The organism is Aquimarina gracilis (assembly GCF_035285365.1).
Taxonomy (GTDB): Bacteria; Bacteroidota; Bacteroidia; order Flavobacteriales; family Flavobacteriaceae; genus Aquimarina; species Aquimarina gracilis.
Genome location: NZ_JAYKLX010000007.1, coordinates 1 through 21,022 on the forward strand (window position 1 = coordinate 1; position 21,022 = coordinate 21,022).

The 21,022-nt window shown below is 33.6% G+C and carries 18 protein-coding genes and 1 tRNA gene; 11 read left to right on the plus strand and 8 right to left on the minus strand.

What is annotated here, in order from left to right:
• On the minus strand, positions 1-2,112 hold a 2,112-nt coding region (locus U6A24_RS14805; RefSeq protein ID WP_324180774.1), incomplete at its 3' end, for a beta strand repeat-containing protein.
• 313 nt (positions 2,113-2,425) lie between these two features.
• Here U6A24_RS14805 and U6A24_RS14810 point away from each other — a divergent pair.
• From U6A24_RS14810 to U6A24_RS14820, 3 genes are all read left to right on the plus strand, one after another.
• A tRNA-Gly gene (locus U6A24_RS14810) sits at positions 2,426-2,498 on the plus strand.
• 267 nt (positions 2,499-2,765) lie between these two features.
• Entirely contained in the window at positions 2,766-4,691 is a 1,926-nt protein-coding gene (locus U6A24_RS14815; RefSeq protein WP_324180775.1) for a tetratricopeptide repeat protein, read from the plus strand.
• Between the two features lie 11 nt (positions 4,692-4,702).
• On the plus strand, positions 4,703-5,638 hold the full coding sequence (locus U6A24_RS14820) for a glycosyltransferase family 2 protein (RefSeq protein WP_324180776.1): 936 nt from the start codon (positions 4,703-4,705) through the stop codon (positions 5,636-5,638).
• Here U6A24_RS14820 and U6A24_RS14825 read toward each other — a convergent pair.
• From U6A24_RS14825 to pepE, 3 genes are all read right to left on the minus strand, one after another.
• Positions 5,635-6,408 (minus strand): class I SAM-dependent methyltransferase, encoded by a 774-nt coding sequence (locus U6A24_RS14825; RefSeq protein ID WP_324180777.1) that lies wholly within the window; start codon positions 6,406-6,408, stop codon positions 5,635-5,637. The two genes, U6A24_RS14820 and U6A24_RS14825, sit on opposite strands and share 4 nt — an antisense overlap.
• Positions 6,409-6,516: 108 nt before the next feature.
• Positions 6,517-7,431, minus strand: coding sequence for a glutaminase (locus U6A24_RS14830; RefSeq protein WP_324180778.1), 915 nt, complete (start codon positions 7,429-7,431; stop codon positions 6,517-6,519).
• A gap of 10 nt (positions 7,432-7,441) precedes the next feature.
• On the minus strand, positions 7,442-8,149 hold the full coding sequence (pepE, locus tag U6A24_RS14835; RefSeq protein WP_324180779.1) for a dipeptidase PepE: 708 nt from the start codon (positions 8,147-8,149) through the stop codon (positions 7,442-7,444).
• 101 nt (positions 8,150-8,250) lie between these two features.
• Here pepE and U6A24_RS14840 point away from each other — a divergent pair, with 101 nt between their 5' ends.
• The 6 genes from U6A24_RS14840 to U6A24_RS14865 all read left to right on the plus strand — a co-directional run bounded on the left by U6A24_RS14840 (position 8,251) and on the right by U6A24_RS14865 (position 15,076).
• The gene (locus U6A24_RS14840; RefSeq protein ID WP_324180780.1) at positions 8,251-9,042 is read left to right on the plus strand and encodes a peptidase associated/transthyretin-like domain-containing protein; all 792 of its coding nucleotides are present in this window, start codon (positions 8,251-8,253) and stop codon (positions 9,040-9,042) included.
• Positions 9,043-9,143: 101 nt separating this feature from the next.
• A complete protein-coding gene (locus U6A24_RS14845) occupies positions 9,144-9,899 on the plus strand; it encodes a hypothetical protein (protein WP_324180781.1) in 756 nt (251 codons plus the stop codon).
• Between the two features lie 86 nt (positions 9,900-9,985).
• Positions 9,986-10,492 (plus strand): DUF6702 family protein, encoded by a 507-nt coding sequence (locus U6A24_RS14850; RefSeq protein WP_324180782.1) that lies wholly within the window; start codon positions 9,986-9,988, stop codon positions 10,490-10,492.
• 60 nt (positions 10,493-10,552) lie between these two features.
• Complete coding sequence (locus U6A24_RS14855; RefSeq protein ID WP_407654050.1) at positions 10,553-12,859, plus strand: M1 family metallopeptidase; 2,307 nt, start codon at positions 10,553-10,555, stop codon at positions 12,857-12,859.
• Between the two features lie 90 nt (positions 12,860-12,949).
• On the plus strand, positions 12,950-13,243 hold the full coding sequence (locus tag U6A24_RS14860) for a Sec-independent protein translocase subunit TatA/TatB (RefSeq protein WP_324180783.1): 294 nt from the start codon (positions 12,950-12,952) through the stop codon (positions 13,241-13,243).
• A 339-nt stretch (positions 13,244-13,582) separates the two neighbouring features.
• On the plus strand, positions 13,583-15,076 hold the full coding sequence (locus U6A24_RS14865) for a S8 family peptidase (protein ID WP_324180784.1): 1,494 nt from the start codon (positions 13,583-13,585) through the stop codon (positions 15,074-15,076).
• Positions 15,077-15,136: 60 nt separating this feature from the next.
• Here U6A24_RS14865 and U6A24_RS14870 read toward each other — a convergent pair whose 3' ends face one another.
• Positions 15,137-15,778: an O-methyltransferase gene (locus tag U6A24_RS14870; RefSeq protein WP_324180785.1), complete on the minus strand. Its 642-nt coding sequence runs from the start codon at positions 15,776-15,778 to the stop codon at positions 15,137-15,139.
• A 271-nt stretch (positions 15,779-16,049) separates the two neighbouring features.
• Here U6A24_RS14870 and kynU point away from each other — a divergent pair, with 271 nt between their 5' ends.
• The gene (gene kynU, locus U6A24_RS14875; RefSeq protein WP_324180786.1) at positions 16,050-17,345 is read left to right on the plus strand and encodes a kynureninase; all 1,296 of its coding nucleotides are present in this window, start codon (positions 16,050-16,052) and stop codon (positions 17,343-17,345) included.
• Positions 17,346-17,351: 6 nt separating this feature from the next.
• On the opposite strand, the gene U6A24_RS14880 is transcribed toward kynU, so the two are convergent.
• On the minus strand, positions 17,352-18,200 hold the full coding sequence (locus tag U6A24_RS14880; protein WP_324180787.1) for an AraC family transcriptional regulator: 849 nt from the start codon (positions 18,198-18,200) through the stop codon (positions 17,352-17,354).
• Between the two features lie 137 nt (positions 18,201-18,337).
• Between U6A24_RS14880 and U6A24_RS14885 the strand changes: the two genes are divergently transcribed.
• Positions 18,338-19,504 (plus strand): MFS transporter, encoded by a 1,167-nt coding sequence (locus U6A24_RS14885; protein WP_324180788.1) that lies wholly within the window; start codon positions 18,338-18,340, stop codon positions 19,502-19,504.
• Positions 19,505-19,598: 94 nt separating this feature from the next.
• Here U6A24_RS14885 and U6A24_RS14890 read toward each other — a convergent pair whose 3' ends face one another.
• Together U6A24_RS14890 and U6A24_RS14895 are read right to left on the minus strand one after the other, a co-directional pair.
• Complete coding sequence (locus U6A24_RS14890) at positions 19,599-20,324, minus strand: hypothetical protein (protein WP_324180789.1); 726 nt, start codon at positions 20,322-20,324, stop codon at positions 19,599-19,601.
• A 131-nt stretch (positions 20,325-20,455) separates the two neighbouring features.
• Positions 20,456-20,932: an ester cyclase gene (locus U6A24_RS14895; protein WP_324180790.1), complete on the minus strand. Its 477-nt coding sequence runs from the start codon at positions 20,930-20,932 to the stop codon at positions 20,456-20,458.
• Between the last annotated feature and the right edge of the window lie 90 nt (positions 20,933-21,022).

Genomic DNA, 21,022 nt, shown 5'->3' on the forward strand with positions numbered 1-21,022 from the left:
GCTACCATCCGAATCGGTTAAGATTAAGTTGGTACCATCTTCGGTAAGACTAGCATTTGTAGTGTTGGTATCAATATCAGCCAGAGCAATAGAAACTGTACTACCATCGGAATCGGTTAAGATCAAGTTGGTACCATCTTCAGTAAGACTAACATTGGTAGTATTTGTATCTGAATCAATATCAGCTAATGCAATCGCTACGGTGCTACCATCAGAATCGGTTAAGATTAAGTTAGTACCGTCTTCGGTAAGACTAGCATTGGTAGTGTTGGTATCAATATCAGCCAGAGCAATAGAAACTGTACTACCATCTGAATCAGTGATGATTAAGTTGGTACCATCTTCAGTAAGACTAGTATTCGTAGTGTTGGTATCAATATCAGCTAATGCAATCGCTACGGTGCTACCATCGGAATCAGTGATGATTAAGTTGGTACCGTCTTCGGTAAGACTAGCATTGGTTGTATTGGTGTCAATATCAGCCAGAGCAATAGAAACTGTACTACCATCGGAATCAGTGATGATAAGGTTAGTTCCGTCTTCGGTAAGACTAGCATTGGTAGTATTGGTATCAATATCAGCTAACGCAATCGCTACGGTGCTACCATCCGAATCGGTTAAGATTAAGTTAGTTCCATCTTCGGTAAGACTTGCATTGGTTGTATTGGTATCAATATCAGCCAGAGCAATAGAAACTGTACTACCATCAGAATCAGTGATGATAAGGTTGGTTCCGTCTTCAGTAAGACTTGCGTTCGTAGTGTTGGTGTCAATATCAGCAAGAGCAATGGAAACCGTACTACCATCGGAATCAGTGATGATAAGGTTGGTACCGTCTTCGGTAAGACTAGCATTTGTAGTGTTGGTATCAATATCAGCTAATGCAATCGCTACGGTGCTACCATCAGAATCGGTTAAGATTAAGTTGGTACCATCTTCAGTAAGACTTGCATTGGTTGTATTGGTATCAATATCAGCCAGAGCAATCGCTACGGTGCTACCATCCGAATCGGTTAAGATTAAGTTAGTTCCGTCTTCGGTAAGACTAGCATTGGTAGTATTGGTATCAATATCAGCTAACGCAATCGCTACAGTGCTACCATCAGAATCGGTTAAGATTAAGTTGGTGCCATCTTCAGTAAGACTTGCGTTCGTAGTGTTGGTATCAATATCAGCCAGAGCAATAGAAACCGTACTACCATCGGAATCAGTGATGATAAGGTTAGTTCCGTCTTCAGTTACACTTGCATTGGTAGTATTAGTATCAATATCAGCCAGAGCAATAGAAACTGTACTACCATCAGAATCAGTGATGATAAGGTTAGTTCCGTCTTCGGTAAGACTTGCATTGGTTGTATTGGTATCAATATCAGCCAGAGCAATAGAAACTGTACTACCATCAGAATCGGTTAAGATTAAGTTGGTACCATCTTCAGTAATACTAGCATTGGTAGTATTGGTGTCAATATCAGCAAGAGCAATGGAAACCGTACTACCATCAGAATCAGTGATGATAAGGTTAGTGCCGTCTTGAGTAAAAGAGGTATTAGTAGTGTTGTTATCTGTTGCAGTAGATAACGCTTCAATTGCTTCTTGTACAGTTGTCTCTGGAGTACTGTCACCATCTATATCTATAGAGGGATTAAGGTTTACTTGAGTAGCATCTTGGTTATCCGTGCCTACAAACGTAATAGGACCGGTAGTAGTATCTCCATTATCAAAAGTAAATGTTCCATCACTATTATCAGTAAGCTGAGCTTTATTAATGGTTACAGCAACATTATCCTCGTTGGTATAAGTAAAAGAACCATCAGGGTTTTCAACAACAAAAGTAATTGTCTCGGCAGCGGTACACAATGATTGCCAGTTTGTTCCATCAAATTGGAATACACAACCTTGTTCGGTATTGTAGACCATTGCACCAGGGAGAGGTGTAATAGCACTCATCTGACTGTCATTAACCCTAGTGAGAACAAACACTCTGTCTGCACTTTGTAATTCAAGAAGAGATGAAGAATCAATAGTGTTGGGGGCATCTCCTACTTTTACTTGAGAAAACAAAGCACTTGAGCTCAATAGTAGTAGAAGAATCAGGGTAATTCTTACGTTCATAATATTGGGTATTTCTTTGCAATAAATGGAAACTCTATTAAATTAATAATGACGAATATATTTACTAATTAAAGTCGCTATTTAAATAATTTATCTAACAATAATAGTAATAACTACTTAGATAATTAAATATTTATTAACAAAAATAAACTTTTTTTCGGATTAACAGCAATTTTTATCGATTAAATACGTTTTAACCTTTTTTTTAATTACGGTTTAACCGTAAAAATATTGCCATAAGCGGTGTTTTATATATTTTTTAAACAAATTTTTATTTTTTTAATTAAAAAGATATACATTTGCCGTCACAAAAGCGGGAGTAGCTCAGTTGGTAGAGCGTCAGCCTTCCAAGCTGAATGTCGCCGGTTCGAACCCGGTCTCCCGCTCAATAAAAATCTCATCTTACTAGATGAGATTTTTTTATTCTCATGAATTATAATTGCATGCTTGATGAAAAAGATATTTTTTCTTTTCGAGCTTGATAAGAAGAAAGAAGTTTTTGGTTAGATATACGCGCTAACTCCTAAGAAAAGTAAATACACAAGACTTCAATAATCATGTGTCCATTATCTTATTGCCTTATCGAATAAGGGGTTTTGATAATTTCTTAGTTCGCTTGCTTATTTTATTATATTTACTGAAAATAAATATTTATGAAAGTAAAAAATTTTTTGATGAACTATGAAGAAATTCTGCAAAGCGTAAGTTCACAGAAGATTATATTGGGAATCATAGTTATTACCTTAATCGTTTTTGGTTCAGTTTTTACAGGTTCTGAATTTTTATCTTATGATGATAATTGGTATATCTACGAAAATGAAAATGTAATCAATTTATCATGGCAATCAATAAAGAATATTTTTAGTACACTTCAAGGGGGGCAATACTCTCCTTTAGGAGAAGTTTATCATTCAATTATATACTATTTTTTTGGTGAAAATGCCACAGCTTTCAAGATTTGTGCACTATTAGTACATCTTGTTAATGTGTTCTTATTATTCAAAATTTTTGATAAACTTTTTAAGGATAAGTTACTCGTTATCATTGTTGTTTTACTTTTTGCCATACATCCTATGCAGGTTGAAACCATAGGTTGGATATCCGTTATTTTTAGAAATGCAGTTTTGCTGATGTTTTTGGGATATCTTTTTTACCTGAAGTATTTAGAAAGCAATTTTAAAAAAATTAGATTGATTCCTGTTTTGATATGCTATGTTCTAGCTTTATTAACCAAGGAACAAGCAATATTGTTTCCAGTAGGGCTTTTGCTCATAAATTTAATAAAGTTTGATTCGATTTGGAATAAAAGGGTAATAGTAGAGATGATTAGTTGTGTTGTAATAACACTAATTTTTGGATTGGTAACGATAGAAATTACAAAAACTGGAGGTCCCAATATAATAGATAGGAATGTTTCATTTTATGAAAAGATAGCATTGCTGTCAAAAACTTTCTTATTGTATTTTTATAACTTTTTATTTCCTATAGAACTTTCATACTCATATCCCTATCCATATAAAGAATCCAATGTTTCTGTTTTTACAGTTTTAACGACTTTAATCCTTTTACTTTTAGGAAGTTTTATTTCTATTAAGGATCGAATATTTAGATTCGGGTTTTTATGGACTCTTGGGTTTTTGAGCCTTGCATTGGCTTTTGCGTTTTTTCATTTAAGAGATTCACATATGGCCGATCGATATGCTTATGTTGCGATAATAGGTTTTTCAGTACTATTATATCGTTCTCTTTTTTATTTAAAAGAAAAATTGAAGATGATTAATAAAGGTTGGTTTGTTATTTCATTAGGATTATTCATAGTTTTCTTTTCAATTTCTTCATTTAATAGAGTTCATGTATTTAAAAACAACAAAAATCTATGGACACAGGCTTTGGAGGTAAACCCTAAAAACCCATTTGCATACAACAGTCTAGGTTACTATTATAGAAATCAGGGTAAATTAGATACGGCAAAAATTTTATATAAAAAATCTATTAAATTAAGTCCCAATTATTTTTTAGCTCATAATAACATTACGAAACTGTATTATGAACAAAAGCAATATGATAGTGCTTTCTATCATGTCTCTAGAGCAATTGCATTGCATCCTGCTTATGAACATGCCTATGAAAATCGAGCTTATCTATATTTTGTTACCAATCAGAGGGAAAAATATTTAAAAGATTTGAATAAACTTTTAGAATTTTCTCCAGAAAATGAAAGGTATTTGATCTCACGTGCAAAGTTTTATTTTAAAGAAAAAAAATATACAGAGGCATTAGAAGACGGTCTTAATACTATAAAAGTAAATCAAACAAAGGAAAGCCATATTTTTTATATAGTTGGACATAGTTACTTAACGTTGAAGAATTACAAAGAAGCCGAAAAATATCTTTCTATGGCTATCGGGGTTGATAATAAAAAATCCAAATACTATTTTTCCAGGTCTGTTGCAAGAGTGAGTACTAATAACTGGAAGCTTTCTTTAAAAGATGCTTTGCAAGCAAAAAAACTTGGATATAAGATAAATCAGGCATATTTAACAATGTTAATTCGAGAAGTTAAAAAAAGAAATAACTAATACCATCATTGATGAGTATATCAAAATTATCCATAGTAGTACCTTGTTTCAATGAAGAAAGTAACATCCAGGAACTTTTTAAAGAGTTAAAAGAGGTAGTTACTACATTCTCTTTTTCATATGAAGTCATTTTTGTTGATGATGGTAGTAAAGATCATACCTATCTTGAAATAGAAAAAATAGCTAATACTTATGACTACGTATCTGGAATTTCTCTTTCTAGGAACTTTGGACATCAAATAGCATTGTTGGCGGGTTTAGAAAGGTCGACCGGCGATGTTGTTATTACGATGGATGGAGATTTACAACATCCTCCTCATGTTATTCCCGATTTGATAAGTAAATATGAGGAAGGCTATGACATTGTAAATACCAGAAGGATTGATGATGAGTCGACGTCTTTTTTTAAGAAGAAAACTTCATCCCTGTTTTATGCTATTATTAATAAACTATCCGATACCAAAGTAGAGCCTTTTGGAGCCGATTTTCGATTAATGAGTAGAGAGACGGTTGATGCTTTTCTTAGTATCAAAGAACATGATCGTTTTACAAGAGGACTCGTTAGCTGGATAGGGTTTCATCAAGGTACCGTAGCATACAAAGCTAATCCAAGATTCTCGGGAAAATCATCTTATACGCTTAAGAAAATGATCAAATTGGCAGTAAATGGCATAACAAGTATGTCTTCAAGACCATTAAGAATTTCTTTGTATCTAGGATTGATTTTCTTTGTTACAGGTATAGTGTATGCAATATTTATACTGTATAACTACTTTATAGGGCTTAATGTTGCAGGTTGGACGTCTATCTTGATCACCATCTTAATTTTGGGCGGAATTCAACTTCTAATTATGTCTATAATTGGAGAATACGTATCTCGAATATTTAATGAAACAAAATCCAGACCGTTATATCTTGTCAAGAAAAAAACAAATGATATTTCTTAGTCTATGGTAAACATACTCAAAGTCGCGAAGGATAATTTTCTTCCTATATAATTTCTAAAAAAGAAAGAGTCTATTTTAAAAGCCAACTTTACCAATCCTTTTCCTCCTATATTTAAAAACGGGAAAGCATCTGGGTTATAAAACAATATATACGAAAGCAAACCGGGATACATTTGATCAGCTAATTTATATCCATTATTAAGAAAAAGATTATTCAATTCTTTCAATCGAAAAGCTTTTTCGGTTTCCTGATCAAATAAAGTGTTTTTATTATATATGCGTTCGCGAATTTTTCTAAATATGATATTATTATGTGTAGGTTCAAGAACAATAAAAGCTCCTTGAGATTTAAGATTGTTTCTTAAGTTTTGAACCACTTCTTCACACATAGAAGGTACATGGTGCAGACCTCCGATAATAATAATGACATCAAATTTTTTGTCACTTTTAAAGGTAGAAACATCCTGGACATATACATTCAGGTCCGGATTCATTTCTTTTACCTTTTCAACTAAAACTGAACTATAATCAAACCCTTCATAGGAGCCTAAAACACCAATATTTCGTTCAAGAATTGATTTTCCTTCAGAATAACCACACATAGGTTCCAAAACAGAAAGTTGATTGTCTTTTAACTGCGTTTTATTCTTAAAAAAGAAACGCCACATTAATTCTTTTAGATATAAATGATTTGTAGACTTTCGAGCATTATAATATTTCTCAGATATATTTTCAAAGTGCTCTCGTTGTTGTTCTATAAGATCGCTCATTTATTTCTGTTTTATATATGAAGTGATTTGGATATTCAGTTTTAACGCAATTTAATTAAAATAAACATTATCCAATAACAATGTTCATTATCACATGGTTTTTGATTCCTAAAAAATCGAATATCCTGTCAAGGTAGTTAACTTCTCCAAGGCATGCATCCCAAGTTCAGAATTTCCCTTTGGGTTTAGGGGAGGGCTCCATACAGTTACGGCATACTGACCCGGATGTATAGCGGCTATTCCTCCGCCAACACCACTTTTACCAGGAAGGCCAACTCTAAAGCTAAACTCACCGGCTTCATCATAAAATCCACAAGTTTGCATAATCGCATTAATACGCTTGGTTTTTTGTTCAGATAATATTTGGGTGGTGTCTGATAACTTTTTGCCGCTATTGGCATATACCATAAATGCAGTTGCCAGCTCTTTACATGACATTTCTATAGCACATTGGTAGATGTAAAAGTCTAATACTTCTTCAATGTCATTTTTAATATTGCCAAAAGATTTCATTAGGTTTATCAAAGCTGCATTGCGGAAACTACATTCTTTTTCTGATATGAATACTTTTTGATTAACAGAAATGCTATTGTTTTCTGTGATGTTGTGAACAAAATCAAGAAAATCTTTTTTAGGATTTTTAAGTTCTGAAATTAAAATATCTGAAATGACCAGGGCCCCGGCATTAATAAAAGGATTTCTTGGGATTCCGTTTTCGTATTCTAACTGTATTAAGGAATTGAATGGATTTCCTGAAGGTTCAACGTCTACTCTCCGAAAAAGTTGGTCATCCAAAATCGACATAGCCATAGTGAGACTAAATACTTTGGAAATACTCTGAATAGAAAATCGTTCTTCGTTGTTTCCAAAACTGTAGTGACCAGAATTTATGCAATATAAATGCATCCCAAGTTTTTTGGGGGATATAGTTGCTAATTCTGGTATGTAAGTGGCAACTTCTCCAGAATTTGATATTCCAGATAATTCCGAATTAATGGTATTTAATATTTGTTGGTATTCCACTTATGAGATCTTAACTTAGTTTTGACAAAGAGCTTTTGGGAGATATTTCATATGGAGTTTTGTTTTGTTCAAAAACCCTACTGTCTAGATTTCCTTCCAAAGTAATTTCTTCGCCTTTAATCCTTAACCAGCTACCTTCTCTTAACCCTACCACAGGTTGTGAATTAAGTTTGTGAAATTCTTTAATCCTGGTTTCTCTTGTTTCTCCCTTGTGAGTAGAGTTAGGGTCTGGATCAAGGTAGTGAGCATTAATATTGAATGGAAAAATACCTAGTGTTTTAAAGCCAGGGGGATATACAATCGGCATATCATTGGTCGTTTGCATGGTGAGCCCACAAATATTGCTTCCGGCACTAGTGCCCAAATAAGGTGTTCCTGAAAGTATTTTATGTTGAAGCGGCTCCAAAATTCCATTTCGATACAATTGATCAACAAGTAGAAAAGTATTTCCGCCTCCTGTATAAATGCCTTTAGCCTTTTGCAAAGCTTCAATGGGGTTTTCAAACATATGTATACCCATTACCCTTTTACCTATTTTTTTGAATATATTATTGATACCAATAGTGTATTCATCATGTGAAATTCCCCCAGGACGGGCATAAGGAATAAAGAGAATTTCGTCTATGTTTTCGAATAGTTCAAGTAAAGCTTCTTGTAGATACTCTAATGGGCCACTTCCATAAATTGTAGAAGTACTAGCTATGATACAGTTTTTCATTATTTTTTTGGTAAAGGTAGTTTAACGTTTTCTTATATTTAAAATCTTGAGGGAAGATAAAAAAATGTAGTATCTTAATAAATAAATTAACCGTATCTATTATGAAAATCTTTTTTTCTACCCTCTTAATTTGTTTTGGTCTAACAATATCCACTGCACAAATTACTTCTAGAGTAATGATCGATGGAAAAATAAGCGCACCTATTGGTGATGATGTCGAAGGTGTTGTGGTGTTTAATCGCAGTACTAATAAGGGTACTATTACAAATAAAGAAGGTCTTTTTAAAATAAGTGTGGGAATAAATGACAGAATTGAGATTGTTGCCATGCAATACCAGCATTTCATTGTGTTGATTGATAAAGGTGTTATGGACAGTAAACGATTAAATGTATTTCTGAATGAATCTGTTAATCAACTTGAAGAAGTAGTTGTGACTCCTTACGACCTCAACGGTAATGTTACGGTTGATGTTAAAAAAATTGGTTTCAGTAAAAGTGGTATTGGTACGGTATCCAAAGAAACCTCGGTTCGAATAAACGATACCGATTATGATTTTCGACCAGATAGCTTAACAGCTCTAGAAAATAAAGTGTTTTTAGAGGATAGAATGATCAACGGGTTAAATTTTGTAAACCTCTTTAAGTTGGTTTACAATAATAAAGAAAAGAAGAAAAAGAAAGAAAAAGGAAAGGATATCGATGTAAAAGTGAGAGATATGTATAATGATGACTTTTTTAAGGATTATCTTGCTCTAGAAATACATCAAATTAATGATTTTTTATTCTTTGCCGAAGATAATGGCTTAGACAATAAATATTTTGAAACCGGAAAAGAACTCGATTTGCTTCAGTTTTTGGTTTATCAAAGCAAATTATATCGTCAACGACAATAATTTTTTGAAACAAAAATTGTAATACAGCAACTATAACTTCGTCTTTTTGATGGATGATCCTTATGCTAGTTAAAAAATAGATCATCAATGAAGGTGATCTTATGACCAAAAAAATACTCTTATTATTTACGATTATTTCTGTTCAGGTGTTTGGTCAATCCCAAAATCTAAAGGGAAGAATTGTTGCCGACTCTTTACAAGGGTATGCCATTAACATAGTAAATTATACAAAGAAAATAGGTGCTACAAATGATAGGCAAGGATCTTTTGAGATTCCTGCAACTGTAGGGGATTCAATTATATTTTCATCGGTGCAATATGAGATTTTATCTTTGATTGTTAATGAAAACTATCTTAATAACGATACACTTAAAATTGTTCTGAGATCAGTAGTGCAAAAATTGGAGGAGGTAAAGGTGAGTAACGTTGAATTGTCCGGAAATCTTGATAAAGACAGTAAAAATATTGAAACACAGCCTTATGTAGATAATAAAATACTGGGGCTTCCATTTAGTGATAAACCACAGCCCACATTGGCCGAAAGAAGATTATATACAGCAAAATCTGGGATAATTGATGGCCCTATTAATTATTTAAACGGAACTGTCAAAAAGCTAAAACGCATCAAAAAGATAGAGGATTTTAAAAATGTTGTTAATCAAGGAGAGATCATACTTACCACCTCTTTTTTTGTCGATTCTTTGGGTGTACCAAAAGATCTTATATCAGACTTCATATATTACTGCGCAGAAGATGAATCTTATAATGATCTACTTGATGATCAAAAGAGATTGGAATTGTTTGAATTTTTTCAAGAAAAATCAAAGTCTTACAGGATACATAAAGAGATAGATTAATTTTTAACTCAATTTTCAACTTTGGCACAATTTTTTGAATCAGAATCTTAAAATTGGTTACTTTTATCGCTTTACGAATTTCAAATATGAAGAAAATAAAGTTAATGTTCTTGTTCGTGCTCTCAATAACTCTATGTTCTTTTATAACACATAAGTTTTATGTAAGTGTTACACAAATAGAGTACAATAAAGAACGGCAATCTTTACAAATTATATCTAGAGTTTTTATTGATGATATTGAAGACCTTCTTCAAGAAAGATATGATCAATCAATAGTCCTAAATGTAAAAGAAGAAACATCAATTACAGAGAAATATCTTGAAAAATATTTCGATCAAAAACTAAAAATAAAAGTAAATGATAAAGAGGTCTCATTTACTTTTTTAGGCAAAGAATACGAAGATGATCTAATGATTTGTTATCTAGAAATATTAGAAATTGACTCTTTATCGAGTATTGAAGTTTCGAATGATATTTTAATGGATTATTTTGAGGAACAACAAAATATTGTTCATGTTAAAAAAGATAATCAACGAAAAAGTTTGATATTGGAAAAAGGAAAGAGCAATGGGCTGTTAAATTTTAGTGAATAAATCATTGAAATTTTAAAAAACAGTTATTTTGCAACTTATTTACATTAACACATATCTCAAATGAAAAACACACTATTAGTTTTCGCAATGGTTTCTTTATTGTCGGGGGCAATGATGTATGGACAGGACTCAGGAAAAACTCGTGAATTGGGTCATACAAATCAAAATAAATTCAAACAGATGTATGAGGAGTTTGCTACTCCTAATATGTATAGAACAGGTTCTGGAGCTCCTGGTTCGGCTTATTATCAACAACAGGCAGATTATAAGATGGACATTAAGCTTGATGATCAAAACAAAAAACTTACAGGAAAAGAAACTATTACCTATACCAATAATTCCCCTGATAATTTAGAATTTCTTTGGGTGCAGTTGGACCAAAATATGCGTGCCAAGGATTCAAAAACACCCTTGATTCAAGGAGCTGGGATGGATTTGGCAAGTTCTCCAAAAGGGTTTTTGACCAAGTATCTCTCAGAGCCTTTTGATGGTGGATTTAATATCACTTCTGTAAAAGATGTGAATGGTCAACCTTTAAAATATACCATTAATAGAACTATGATGCGTGTGGAAATGCCCAAGGACCTGGAGCCGGGTGGTAAGTTTGTGTTTTCTATAGATTGGTGGTATAATATTAATGATCATGTTAATGGGCGTGGACGATCTGGATATGAAGAGTTTGAAGATGGGAATAGAGCCTATGTTATAGCACAATTTTATCCTAGAATGGCGGTATATAATGATGTAGAAGGATGGCAAAATCATCAGTTTTGGGGTAGAGGAGAGTTTGCACTACCGTTTGGAGACTTTGATGTAAATATCACAGTTCCATCAGATCATATTCTGGATGCAACCGGAGTTTTGGTAAATCGAAAAGATGTGTTTAGTAAAGAGATGATGAGTCGTTATGAAAAAGCAAAAAAATCATACGATGAACCTGTTTTAATTGTAACACAAGAAGAAGCTGTTGCCAAAGAAGACAAGTTTTCAAAAAAGGAAAAAACTTGGAAGTTTAAAGCCAAAAATGTTCGTGATTTTGGGTTTGCCACATCAAGAAGATTTATATGGGATATGATGGCTGTTAAAATTGGAGGCAAAGATATTATGGCGGTATCGATGTATCCAAAAGAAGGAAATCCGCTATGGGAAGACTGGTCTACAAAAGTAGTAGCAAGTACACTTAAATCTTATAGTCGAATGACTTTTGATTATCCTTATCACAAGGCGATCTCGGTACATGCCAAAAATCAGGGAATGGAGTACCCTATGATCTGTTGGAACTATGGGAGACCAAATCCAGATGGATCATATAGTGACCGTACAAAATATGGAATGATGAGTGTTATTATCCATGAGGTAGGACATAACTTTTTTCCAATGATTGTAAATAGTGATGAGCGTCAATGGACCTGGATGGATGAAGGGTTAAACACCTTTGTGCAATACGTTGCCGAGCAAGATTTTGGAGAGTGGTATCCAGAAGCTTTAGGTAAAGATAAGGCATATCCTTCTAGAAGAGGTCCGGCCAAAAAAATAGTTCCGTATATGAGCGGTAATCAGGACCGTCTTTCGCCAATTATGACGCAATCTAATAATATTCATCAATTTGGACCAAACGCATATGCCAAACCAGCAACTGGGCTAAATATTCTTAGAGAAACGGTAATGGGCAGAGAACTTTTTGATTATTCTTTCAGGACTTATTCGCAAAGATGGATGTTTAAACACCCAACACCCGAAGACTTTTTTAGGACTATGGAGGACGCTTCGGCTGTAGATTTAGATTGGTTCTGGAGAGGATGGTTTTACACCACAGATTATACCGATATTGGTGTAAGCGATGTTAAGAGATTTGTAGTATCAAAAATACCTACTTTAGAATCACAAACATTTGCTGCAAAGGATAGAAGATTAAGATTTGCAAACCCTGCTGATCTTGTTGTAATGGTCGAGGAAGGAAGTGAAGATTATAATAGGATCAAGTCCAATGATGGGTTGATTGAAGATCCAACGAAGTTAAAAGAATATTTAATGGATAATTTTTCTGTAGATGAGCGGAAAAGAATTAAGAATCCAAAGTATTTCTATGAGATTACCTTCGAGAAACCCGGGGGATTGGTTATGCCTTTAATAGTAGAATATACCTATGATGATGGAACTAAAGAAATGGTGACGTATCCAGCAGAAATATGGCGTAAAAATGATAAAAAAGCCAAAAGAACCTTGGCTTCAGAAAAAGCAATAACCAAAATTGTAGTAGATCCCAATGAGGAAACTGCAGATATTGATACTTCAAATAATACCTGGCCAAAAAGAAAAAAATTAGGTAAGTTTGAAAAATTCAAAAACAAAGTTAAAGGACAATAATATAGCTAAAAATAAAATTTTCTTAAATAAAGCCATTCGCATATGTCGAATGGCTTTTGTTTTTAAGATATTATATATATTTGTACCATTATGGTTACAGTACCTTTATTTATCAGTGGGACCGAAATTGCTTTTATAGTTTTTATATTGGTTATGGTTTTTGGAGCAGATAAAATCCCTGAAATCGCTAGAGGATTGGGCAAAGGTATGCGTATTGTTAAAGATGCTACCAACGATATAAAAACTGAAATCACTAAAAGTGCTGAAAAGCACGGCCTCGATACAGATGTTACTTCTTCTATTACTACCGACATTAAGAAGGAAATCGATCAGGTTAAGGATGATATAGACGAAATTACCGGTCCGGTAAAACGTCAGTTCTAAGAAACACTTCTTTTTTTTGCATTTTTGATTATTTCTACATGTATTTTCTGGTTATTCCATAAAAAAACAACATTTTTTTTGCTGTTATTGTAAAACAATGTGTGTTCCTAAGAAAAGCCAATGGTTACTGGGGTTTTGGGGAAATTTCACCTCAAAATTTAGTGCTATGCGAGCATAATATCTGAGTTTTTATTGTCATTCTTTCAAAAAAACAACTTAATATTTTAGATATATTTAATATATTAGCGTTGAAACTAACTAAATGATAATTATTCTTATTTTTTTGAAAATTCTTCATTTGGCATTTTTATACACAAACTCATTAAACTTATTCTAAAAATGAAAAGAATTGTTCTCCTCCTTTTAGGGGTATTCCTTGTACTTTCTTGTGAACAAGAAACCTCTAATGAAATTAGTAATCAGACCTCAGAATCATTAGATTCTCAAAAACTATTATCTATATCAGAAATTAATTCCTATATAGAAGGCGAATTAAAACAGAACGGTGATTTAGTATGGCTGAATGCTCCAGCGGTTGTTTTATGGAGTGCAGCAATGCACAGTGGAAATATTATCAGTATAGGCTACGGCGAAAAGGGTCAGAGTTTCTCTGTACAACGTTCACCAGAGTTAATAGCAGTTAAAAACAATATTCTTGATATTGTAGGAAGCACCGAAGCACAAGATAAATCTAGTGTTATTCAGCAGGAAGATAAAGTACTAAACTTTGTTGATGTCGAGGTCACCAAACTAGAGACTATTATAGCTTTACAAAAAGCTGATAAAATTAGATATATTGATACTTTTTACACGGCGTATTTAAAAGAAGATAATACACAGCAAAAAGACTTTGGTTGTGTGCAAAGTGGAGAAAATATTAATGGTAATGATTATCGAGTTATATCTCCTAATGCATGGTTGCCCTGGAATTTTGATATCCATAAAGTATCGCAAGCCTGGAACTACAGTACAGGCGCAGGAATCACTGTTGGTTTAATAGACACAGGTCTTTCGGCCAATCAAAGCCTCTTGGGAAACAATTTTAATGATGGAGCTTCTAGCGGAAGGTTTGTTCAAAGATTTGGTACCTATATCGACTCACCTTGGTGGTGGTCTAATAATGTAGATGGTCCCAATGATAGATGTGGACATGGAACTTCGATGGCTTCAGCTTTGGCTTCCCCACGTAATGATGATGGAATGCCAGTTGGAGTTGCTTACAATAGTAGCCTTGTATCCTATAGAGGTACGGCAGATGTAGTTTTAGAGGATTACCATGAACGTAAAGGAGTAAGTAATGCATTAAAGGCGTTAGGTAATAGAAGTGATGTAAAAATAATTTCTATGTCTATAGGATATCCCTGGTCAATCGGTAATGTAAAAGATGCAGTGCGATATGCATATGGTAAAGGAAAAATGGTAATAGCAGCTGGTGGAACTTCTACTTCTTTTACCAATTGGTATGGGGTAATTTTCCCCGCAAGTATGAGCGAGACTGTAGCCGTTACTGGAATCAAAGATAATGGGTACAATAGATGTAGCAATTGCCACGATGGAAGCAAGATCGATTTTACTATTGTAATGCAAAGAGCAGGAGATTCTGGTAGAAATGTACCGGTAATTGGGTTTAACTCTGGTGCAAGAAATTATGTAGGTGGGTCATCGGTAGCTACTGCTACCACTGCGGGTATTGCGGCATTAGTTTGGGCACGTAATCCAAATATGACAAGATCCCAGGTTTTGGATAAATTAAAAAGAGCAGGAGAGTTCTATCCAAACCGTAACAGCAAGTTTGGTTATGGCAACATAGATGCACTTAAAGCAGTGCAATAGAAAGAAATTAAAGTTGTAATTGAAAAAGTACAAATAAAGGGAGCTTATGAGCTCCCTTTATTATATTACTCTACTAATGGTTAACCCATCACGTATTGGCAAAAGCACTGTTTCTATACGGTGATTATCAACCAAGAGCTTATTGTAAGCCAATAGGGCTTTTGTTGAAATATCTTCATCTGCAACTTGTTCTATTACCTTTCCGCTCCATAAAACATTATCTGATAGAATCACTCCACTCGAATTCATTTTGTTTATAATCAATTCGAAATATTTTGGATAATTAGGTTTGTCCGCATCAATAAATACAAGATCAAATTTTGTGTTTAGAGTAGGAATTATTTCAGTTGCATCTCCTATATGCTGATGAATTTGATTGCCATAAGGAGAAAGATCAAAATATTTTCTTTGAAAAGTTTCTAATTCCTCATTAATATCTATTGTGTGTAATTCGCCATCGGGTTGCATTCCCTCTGCCAGGCATAATGCCGAATATCCTGTATAAGTCCCAATCTCAAGGATGTTCTTTGGGTTAATCAGTTTTGATAACATACTTAATACCCTTCCTTGATATGGCCCACTAAGCATTCGCGGTTGTAGAATTTTTTGGTAGGTTTCTCGAGTTAATTTCTGTAATAACTCTGGTTCTTTCTGAGTATGATTTACTACATAATCATCCAATTCTTCAGGAATAAAGTGCATATATCTATAGCTTTTTTGCAAAACTAGAGATTTAAACATTTAGGTCAATAAAAAACCAAAAGAATCCCCCTGGTTTTTCAAATATTGTTATTCTCTCTTTTCACGATTTCTATAAATTTACGATCGCCCAGTTTCATTTTTTGAAACTGGGTATTCTATAAATGTTAATTTTTTTACCTAAACTATGATTTCATTGTAAATTGTTATAGTTGGCATTATAATTTTCTTCAAATCAACTCTAATATGTATTTTTGAAATCAAAATACTAACAATGCAATTCGAAAATACCAAACAATTTGCACAAGATCTTGATGAACAAGATGTGTTAAGAAAGTATCGTGATCAGTTTCATTTTCCAAAGGTGAATGGAAAGCAGGTGATCTACTTTACGGGTAATTCTTTAGGGCTTCAACCCAAAAACACAAAGCGATTTGTTGATGAGGTAATGCAAGATTGGTCCGAATTGGCTGTAGAAGGGCATTTTTATGCCAAAAAACCCTGGTGGGATTATCATGAACGTTTGGCCGAACCTCTAAGCAGAATAGTAGGAGCAAAACCTGAGGAGATTACGGTAATGAATACATTAACAGTGAATCTCCATTTACTTATGGTGTCTTTTTATAGGCCAACCGATAAGCGATATAAAATTATTTGTGAAGAAAAGGCATTCCCAAGCGATCAATATATGTTGAAAAGCCAGGTAAAGTTTCATGGATATGATCCCAAAGATGCCATTGTAGAAATTAAAAAGCGAGATGGTGAGCATAATTTCAGAAAAGAAGATATTATTAAAACTATTCAAGAAGTAGGAGAGGAGTGCGCATTAATTCTAATTGGTGGAGTTAATTATTATACGGGGCAGGTTTTTGATATGAAAACTATTACCAAAGCAGGCCATGACATTGGTGCGTTTGTAGGATGGGATCTGGCGCATGCAGCAGGCAACATAAAACTCGAATTGCATGATTGGGATGTTGATTTTGCTGCTTGGTGTAGTTATAAATATATGAATAGCGGCCCAGGAAATACTTCTGGTTGTTTTGTTCATGAACGATTTCATAATAGACAAGATATTCCTCGATTCGAGGGATGGTGGGGAACAAATAAAGAAACTCGTTTTCTTATGAAACCCGAATTTGAACCCATGCCCAATGCAGACGCATGGCAACTTAGCAATGCACCAGTCTTAGCGTTGGCACCTTATCTGGCATCATTAGAGTTATTTGATGAAGTTGGTATGGACGCTTTGATACAAAAACGAAATTTAATTGTATCCTATCTTGAATTTGTCTTAAAAGAAATTGATAAACAAGTTGATAGTACTTTTGAGGTTATAACACCTTCTGATCCCTCAGAACGTGGGACACAACTTTCTGTATTCTTGCATGGCGAAGGTAGAAAGCTATTTGATTATTTAATGAAAAACGGTGTAATTACAGATTGGAGAGAACCCAATGTTATTCGCCTAGCTCCAGCACCTTTCTACTGTTCTTTTGAAGATATGTATAATTTTGGACAAATACTTAAACAAGGGATTTTGCAAAAGACTAGTGAGTTGTCTAACTAAGTGTTACTACAACGAGTTAGTGTATTGAGAAGGTAGACTTCCCGTATATTTTTTAAACTGTTTCGAAAAGTAAGAAGGGTCATTAAATCCGCAATTATACATTACTTCGGCTATCGAAGTATCTTCGTATTCGAAATACTCTTGTGCTTTCTTTATTCTAAATTCATTTAAAAAATCTATAAAATTTCGGTCAGTTGCTTTTTTAAACATTCTACAAAATGAATTTGGCGTTAATCCCAGCTTTTTTGCTAGATTTTCAGATCGAATTTCTTTAGAGTAATTGTCATTTACATATTTAAATATTTTGGAAACTCTTTCAAGAGAGTGTTTGTTAATATCCAATAAAAGAGGGTGTTTCAGGATCGGTCTTTGGTTTTTTGAAATTGAAAGTTGATATAAAACATCGATAAAATTCAATAGCTTTTCGGTGTTATTTTGCTTAGAAAATTTTAAAAAAGAGGACTTAAGTTGTTTGTGAGTTTCTTGTGAAAATACAACGCCATTCTTCGATTTTTTTACAAATTCGCTAACCTTGTTGAACTCAGGAAAATGGATTAGTTTTTCTGTTATAAAACTTTCGGGAAACTGTATTACAACTTCAATGTTATTCTTGAATTGTTTGTTCCCAAAAGGCATGTGAGGGATATTTGGTCCCAAAAAAATGAGTAACCCTTTTTCATAATCCTCATGATGCGAATCGATCTGAATGCTTCCTTTTCCGCTTTTTATAAACACCAACTCATATTCGGGATGCAAATGCCAGCTTACAATATCGCAATGGGATTTATTTGTATAGCTTTCAATTTTCAGTGATTTTGATTGCCCCAGATATATCTGTTCATAAGAAACTTGCATGTAACAAAATTACCATTTAGTTTTTATAATACTATAGAATAAGAATATTATGTTTTGTTATTTGAATATTTTGTTATAAAAATGAGTAGTTTAAGTTTTTAATTTTGAAGATAGTACCTTCATAATTACTTTTTATAATGAATTCATTGCAACAAATTTTAACAAGGCTTCGCTATTTTGGTCCGGCTTGGGTATTCGCTTCATTAAATATTATTGTAGGAACTTGGGTTTTATATATTCCCAGGATAAAGGAAAAGTTAACCATTGATGATGCGCAATTAGGAATTGCATTATTTTGTTTTGCTTTGGGAACCTTGATCATGATTCCTTTATCGTCGATTATTATCAAAAGAATAGGAGTGGGTAAGGTTACACTTTTTTCGATTATAATATTTTCATTGTTGTTTTTGGTTCCATTACTTGTACCGAGTTACTTAACACTTTGTGTGGCGCTTTTTGCCGTTGGATTATTGGCATGCTTAACCGATATTGCTATGAACGCGCTAGTTTCAGATATTGAACAAGAAGATGACGTTCATTTTATGTCGGCATCCCATGGTTTTTTTAGTTTAGGAGGGGTTATCGGTGCTGGTATAGGAAGCTTTCTTATTATATACATAAAGTTGCCTGCATTGCATATGATGTATGCAGCAGTTTTTGTAATTGTTACCAATTTATTGCTGGCGCGTGCTTATGTTTCCATAAAAGGGAGGGAAGAACAAAAAGAAGAGCAAAAAAAATTAGGTTTTTTAAAATTACTAAAACCTTTATTGGGGCTTACGGTTATAGCATTTTTAATTATGGGAAGTGAGGGTGCCATAGAACATTGGAGTAAGCTATACCTACAGGATATCGTTGGGATAACCTCTGAGAAGATATCTGGATTTGGATTTGTAGCCTTTTCTGCGATGATGACCCTGGGGAGATTCCTTGGAGACGAAGTGAGTAAGCGTTTTGGTTCTTTACTAATCATTATTGGGGGATGTGTTATTGGTATGTTTGGTTTTGGGGCAGTTTTGTCTGGGCAAGTGGCAATAACAATAGTTGGTTTTGGCTTGGTAGGTCTAGGTTTTTCGGTAATAATCCCTGAGCTTTTTAGATTGGCGGGTAAAGCTAAAGGAATTTCTGCTGCCGAAGGAATTTCATTCGTGGCTGGTTTTGGATATTTAGGATTCTTACTAAGTCCACCTATATTGGGGTTTTTATCAAAAATAGAAAGTTTACGATTAAGTTTTATCGTGCTTTTATTGGGTACAGTATTAGCAATGATAATTACCTTTTTTCTTAAAAAAAGACAGGGTTAAAGAATACATCTATCTTACTTTTATAAAAGAGAAAACCCCAAAAACCCTAGAGGCTTTTTCGGGGTAAATACTTTTTCAGAATAAAAAGAATATTTTATTCGGTGATTACTTCAATGTTTGTAAAGTGAAGTTTCCAATCTCCTTCATTTCGATTATGAGTTTTGGCAATTTTGATTCCATTATAATCATTATAATCCTCCCATGAGGTAATTAATGAAGGCTTTTCTGCATTCTTTTCTCTAAACACCCATTCTTTGATGATAAAATCTCCTTCAAAATAAAAGTCATAAGCGTCACCGGGTGTATATCCGCCTTCATTTTTGTATGTTATAGTTAATTTTTGCATTTCTTTGTTGCTAATTGGAGCCACAGCTTTTACTTGGTGTTTTGAAGTAAAACTTTCTTTGTCCCATACCAAGTTAAATGGAGCTAATAACCAATATTTATCATTAATAAATCCTTGGTCGGCTTTTTGCGAAATACTATCTACTTTCTTTGTGTTGTAAGTTATTGTATCTTTTTCTGAAGTCATAGTAACCAGATCTTCTTTGGGGCGCCAGCTCCATGAACGTTCGAAATGTGTAGTGTCACGGTCAACATTAAATGTAAACCTTATTTCTTTTACCTCGTTCCAGTTTTTTAACCCATTGGCATAGGCTATAGCTTCGGCAGTAGTAGATATTTTTGGTTTTTCAATATTAGACCTAGGCTCCGAATGTTTCATTTCTACATCATCTTCGTATGTATTTTCTTTTCTCTGTTCAGTTTTACAGGAAAGGTATAATGTACAAAGAATAGCTAGCGGGAGTAAATACTTCATTTTAGGTTAGTTTTTGTGCTAAAATAAAAAAAGAAAAACCTTGCTAATCGAGATTAACAAGGTTTTAGGGTTTTTGCAAATTGGATTATCTGATATGTTTTAGTGTTTTATTATCCCTATATCGAATAGATTTAGTTTAATCCGGGATTAAAGCCAATTTGTTGAAACCAGTCCCAGTTGTCCCAGAAACAGGTAATATCTTCGATCTTATTATTATCATTAATCTTTAGGATAAATAAATGCTCGGTATTATAATATTTACCTTGACTCGGTATACCTAATATTTCATTTTCTTGAGTCCCACCAATAAAAACACGTACTACTGCGTTTCCTTCATTATCGACCGTAATACTTTTAACATCATTTGAAAGATCGGGGAAAGCTGTAATTAGGGCATTTGCAATACCTTTCCAACTTGTACCTTTTTCGGCATTAATTTTACCAACACCATTTTCTCCTAATGGTACATATCTAAAAGTAGCATCCGCAGTAGTATAAGATACGGCTGTATCTAAATCATGTTTTTTATAAGCTTCAAAGAATGATGCCGCTACTGTTTTTCTGTTCTTTATGTCTTGTGTTTGATTGTGTGAAATTTGTTTAGTCATGATTTCTGATTTTTACGATGTTATTATTTTGTACATCGCAAATATCGTAACCAGCTGATAATAAAATGATTGATCAATGTTATGAAATCT

What these genes read in the sequence shown, in the direction of transcription:
- U6A24_RS14815 (WP_324180775.1), top strand. Translation starts at nt 2,766, where the DNA reads ATGAAAGTAAAAAATTTTTTGATGAACTATGAAGAAATTCTGCAAAGC.
- U6A24_RS14820 (WP_324180776.1), top strand. Translation starts at nt 4,703, where the DNA reads ATGAGTATATCAAAATTATCCATAGTAGTACCTTGTTTCAATGAAGAA.
- U6A24_RS14825 (WP_324180777.1), bottom strand. Translation starts at nt 6,408, where the DNA reads ATGAGCGATCTTATAGAACAACAACGAGAGCACTTTGAAAATATATCT.
- pepE (WP_324180779.1), bottom strand. Translation starts at nt 8,149, where the DNA reads ATGAAAAACTGTATCATAGCTAGTACTTCTACAATTTATGGAAGTGGC.
- U6A24_RS14840 (WP_324180780.1), top strand. Translation starts at nt 8,251, where the DNA reads ATGAAAATCTTTTTTTCTACCCTCTTAATTTGTTTTGGTCTAACAATA.
- U6A24_RS14845 (WP_324180781.1), top strand. Translation starts at nt 9,144, where the DNA reads ATGACCAAAAAAATACTCTTATTATTTACGATTATTTCTGTTCAGGTG.
- U6A24_RS14850 (WP_324180782.1), top strand. Translation starts at nt 9,986, where the DNA reads ATGAAGAAAATAAAGTTAATGTTCTTGTTCGTGCTCTCAATAACTCTA.
- U6A24_RS14855 (WP_407654050.1), top strand. Translation starts at nt 10,553, where the DNA reads ATGAAAAACACACTATTAGTTTTCGCAATGGTTTCTTTATTGTCGGGG.
- U6A24_RS14860 (WP_324180783.1), top strand. Translation starts at nt 12,950, where the DNA reads ATGGTTACAGTACCTTTATTTATCAGTGGGACCGAAATTGCTTTTATA.
- U6A24_RS14865 (WP_324180784.1), top strand. Translation starts at nt 13,583, where the DNA reads ATGAAAAGAATTGTTCTCCTCCTTTTAGGGGTATTCCTTGTACTTTCT.
- U6A24_RS14870 (WP_324180785.1), bottom strand. Translation starts at nt 15,778, where the DNA reads ATGCACTTTATTCCTGAAGAATTGGATGATTATGTAGTAAATCATACT.
- kynU (WP_324180786.1), top strand. Translation starts at nt 16,050, where the DNA reads ATGCAATTCGAAAATACCAAACAATTTGCACAAGATCTTGATGAACAA.
- U6A24_RS14880 (WP_324180787.1), bottom strand. Translation starts at nt 18,200, where the DNA reads ATGCAAGTTTCTTATGAACAGATATATCTGGGGCAATCAAAATCACTG.
- U6A24_RS14885 (WP_324180788.1), top strand. Translation starts at nt 18,338, where the DNA reads ATGAATTCATTGCAACAAATTTTAACAAGGCTTCGCTATTTTGGTCCG.
- U6A24_RS14890 (WP_324180789.1), bottom strand. Translation starts at nt 20,324, where the DNA reads ATGAAGTATTTACTCCCGCTAGCTATTCTTTGTACATTATACCTTTCC.
- U6A24_RS14895 (WP_324180790.1), bottom strand. Translation starts at nt 20,932, where the DNA reads ATGACTAAACAAATTTCACACAATCAAACACAAGACATAAAGAACAGA.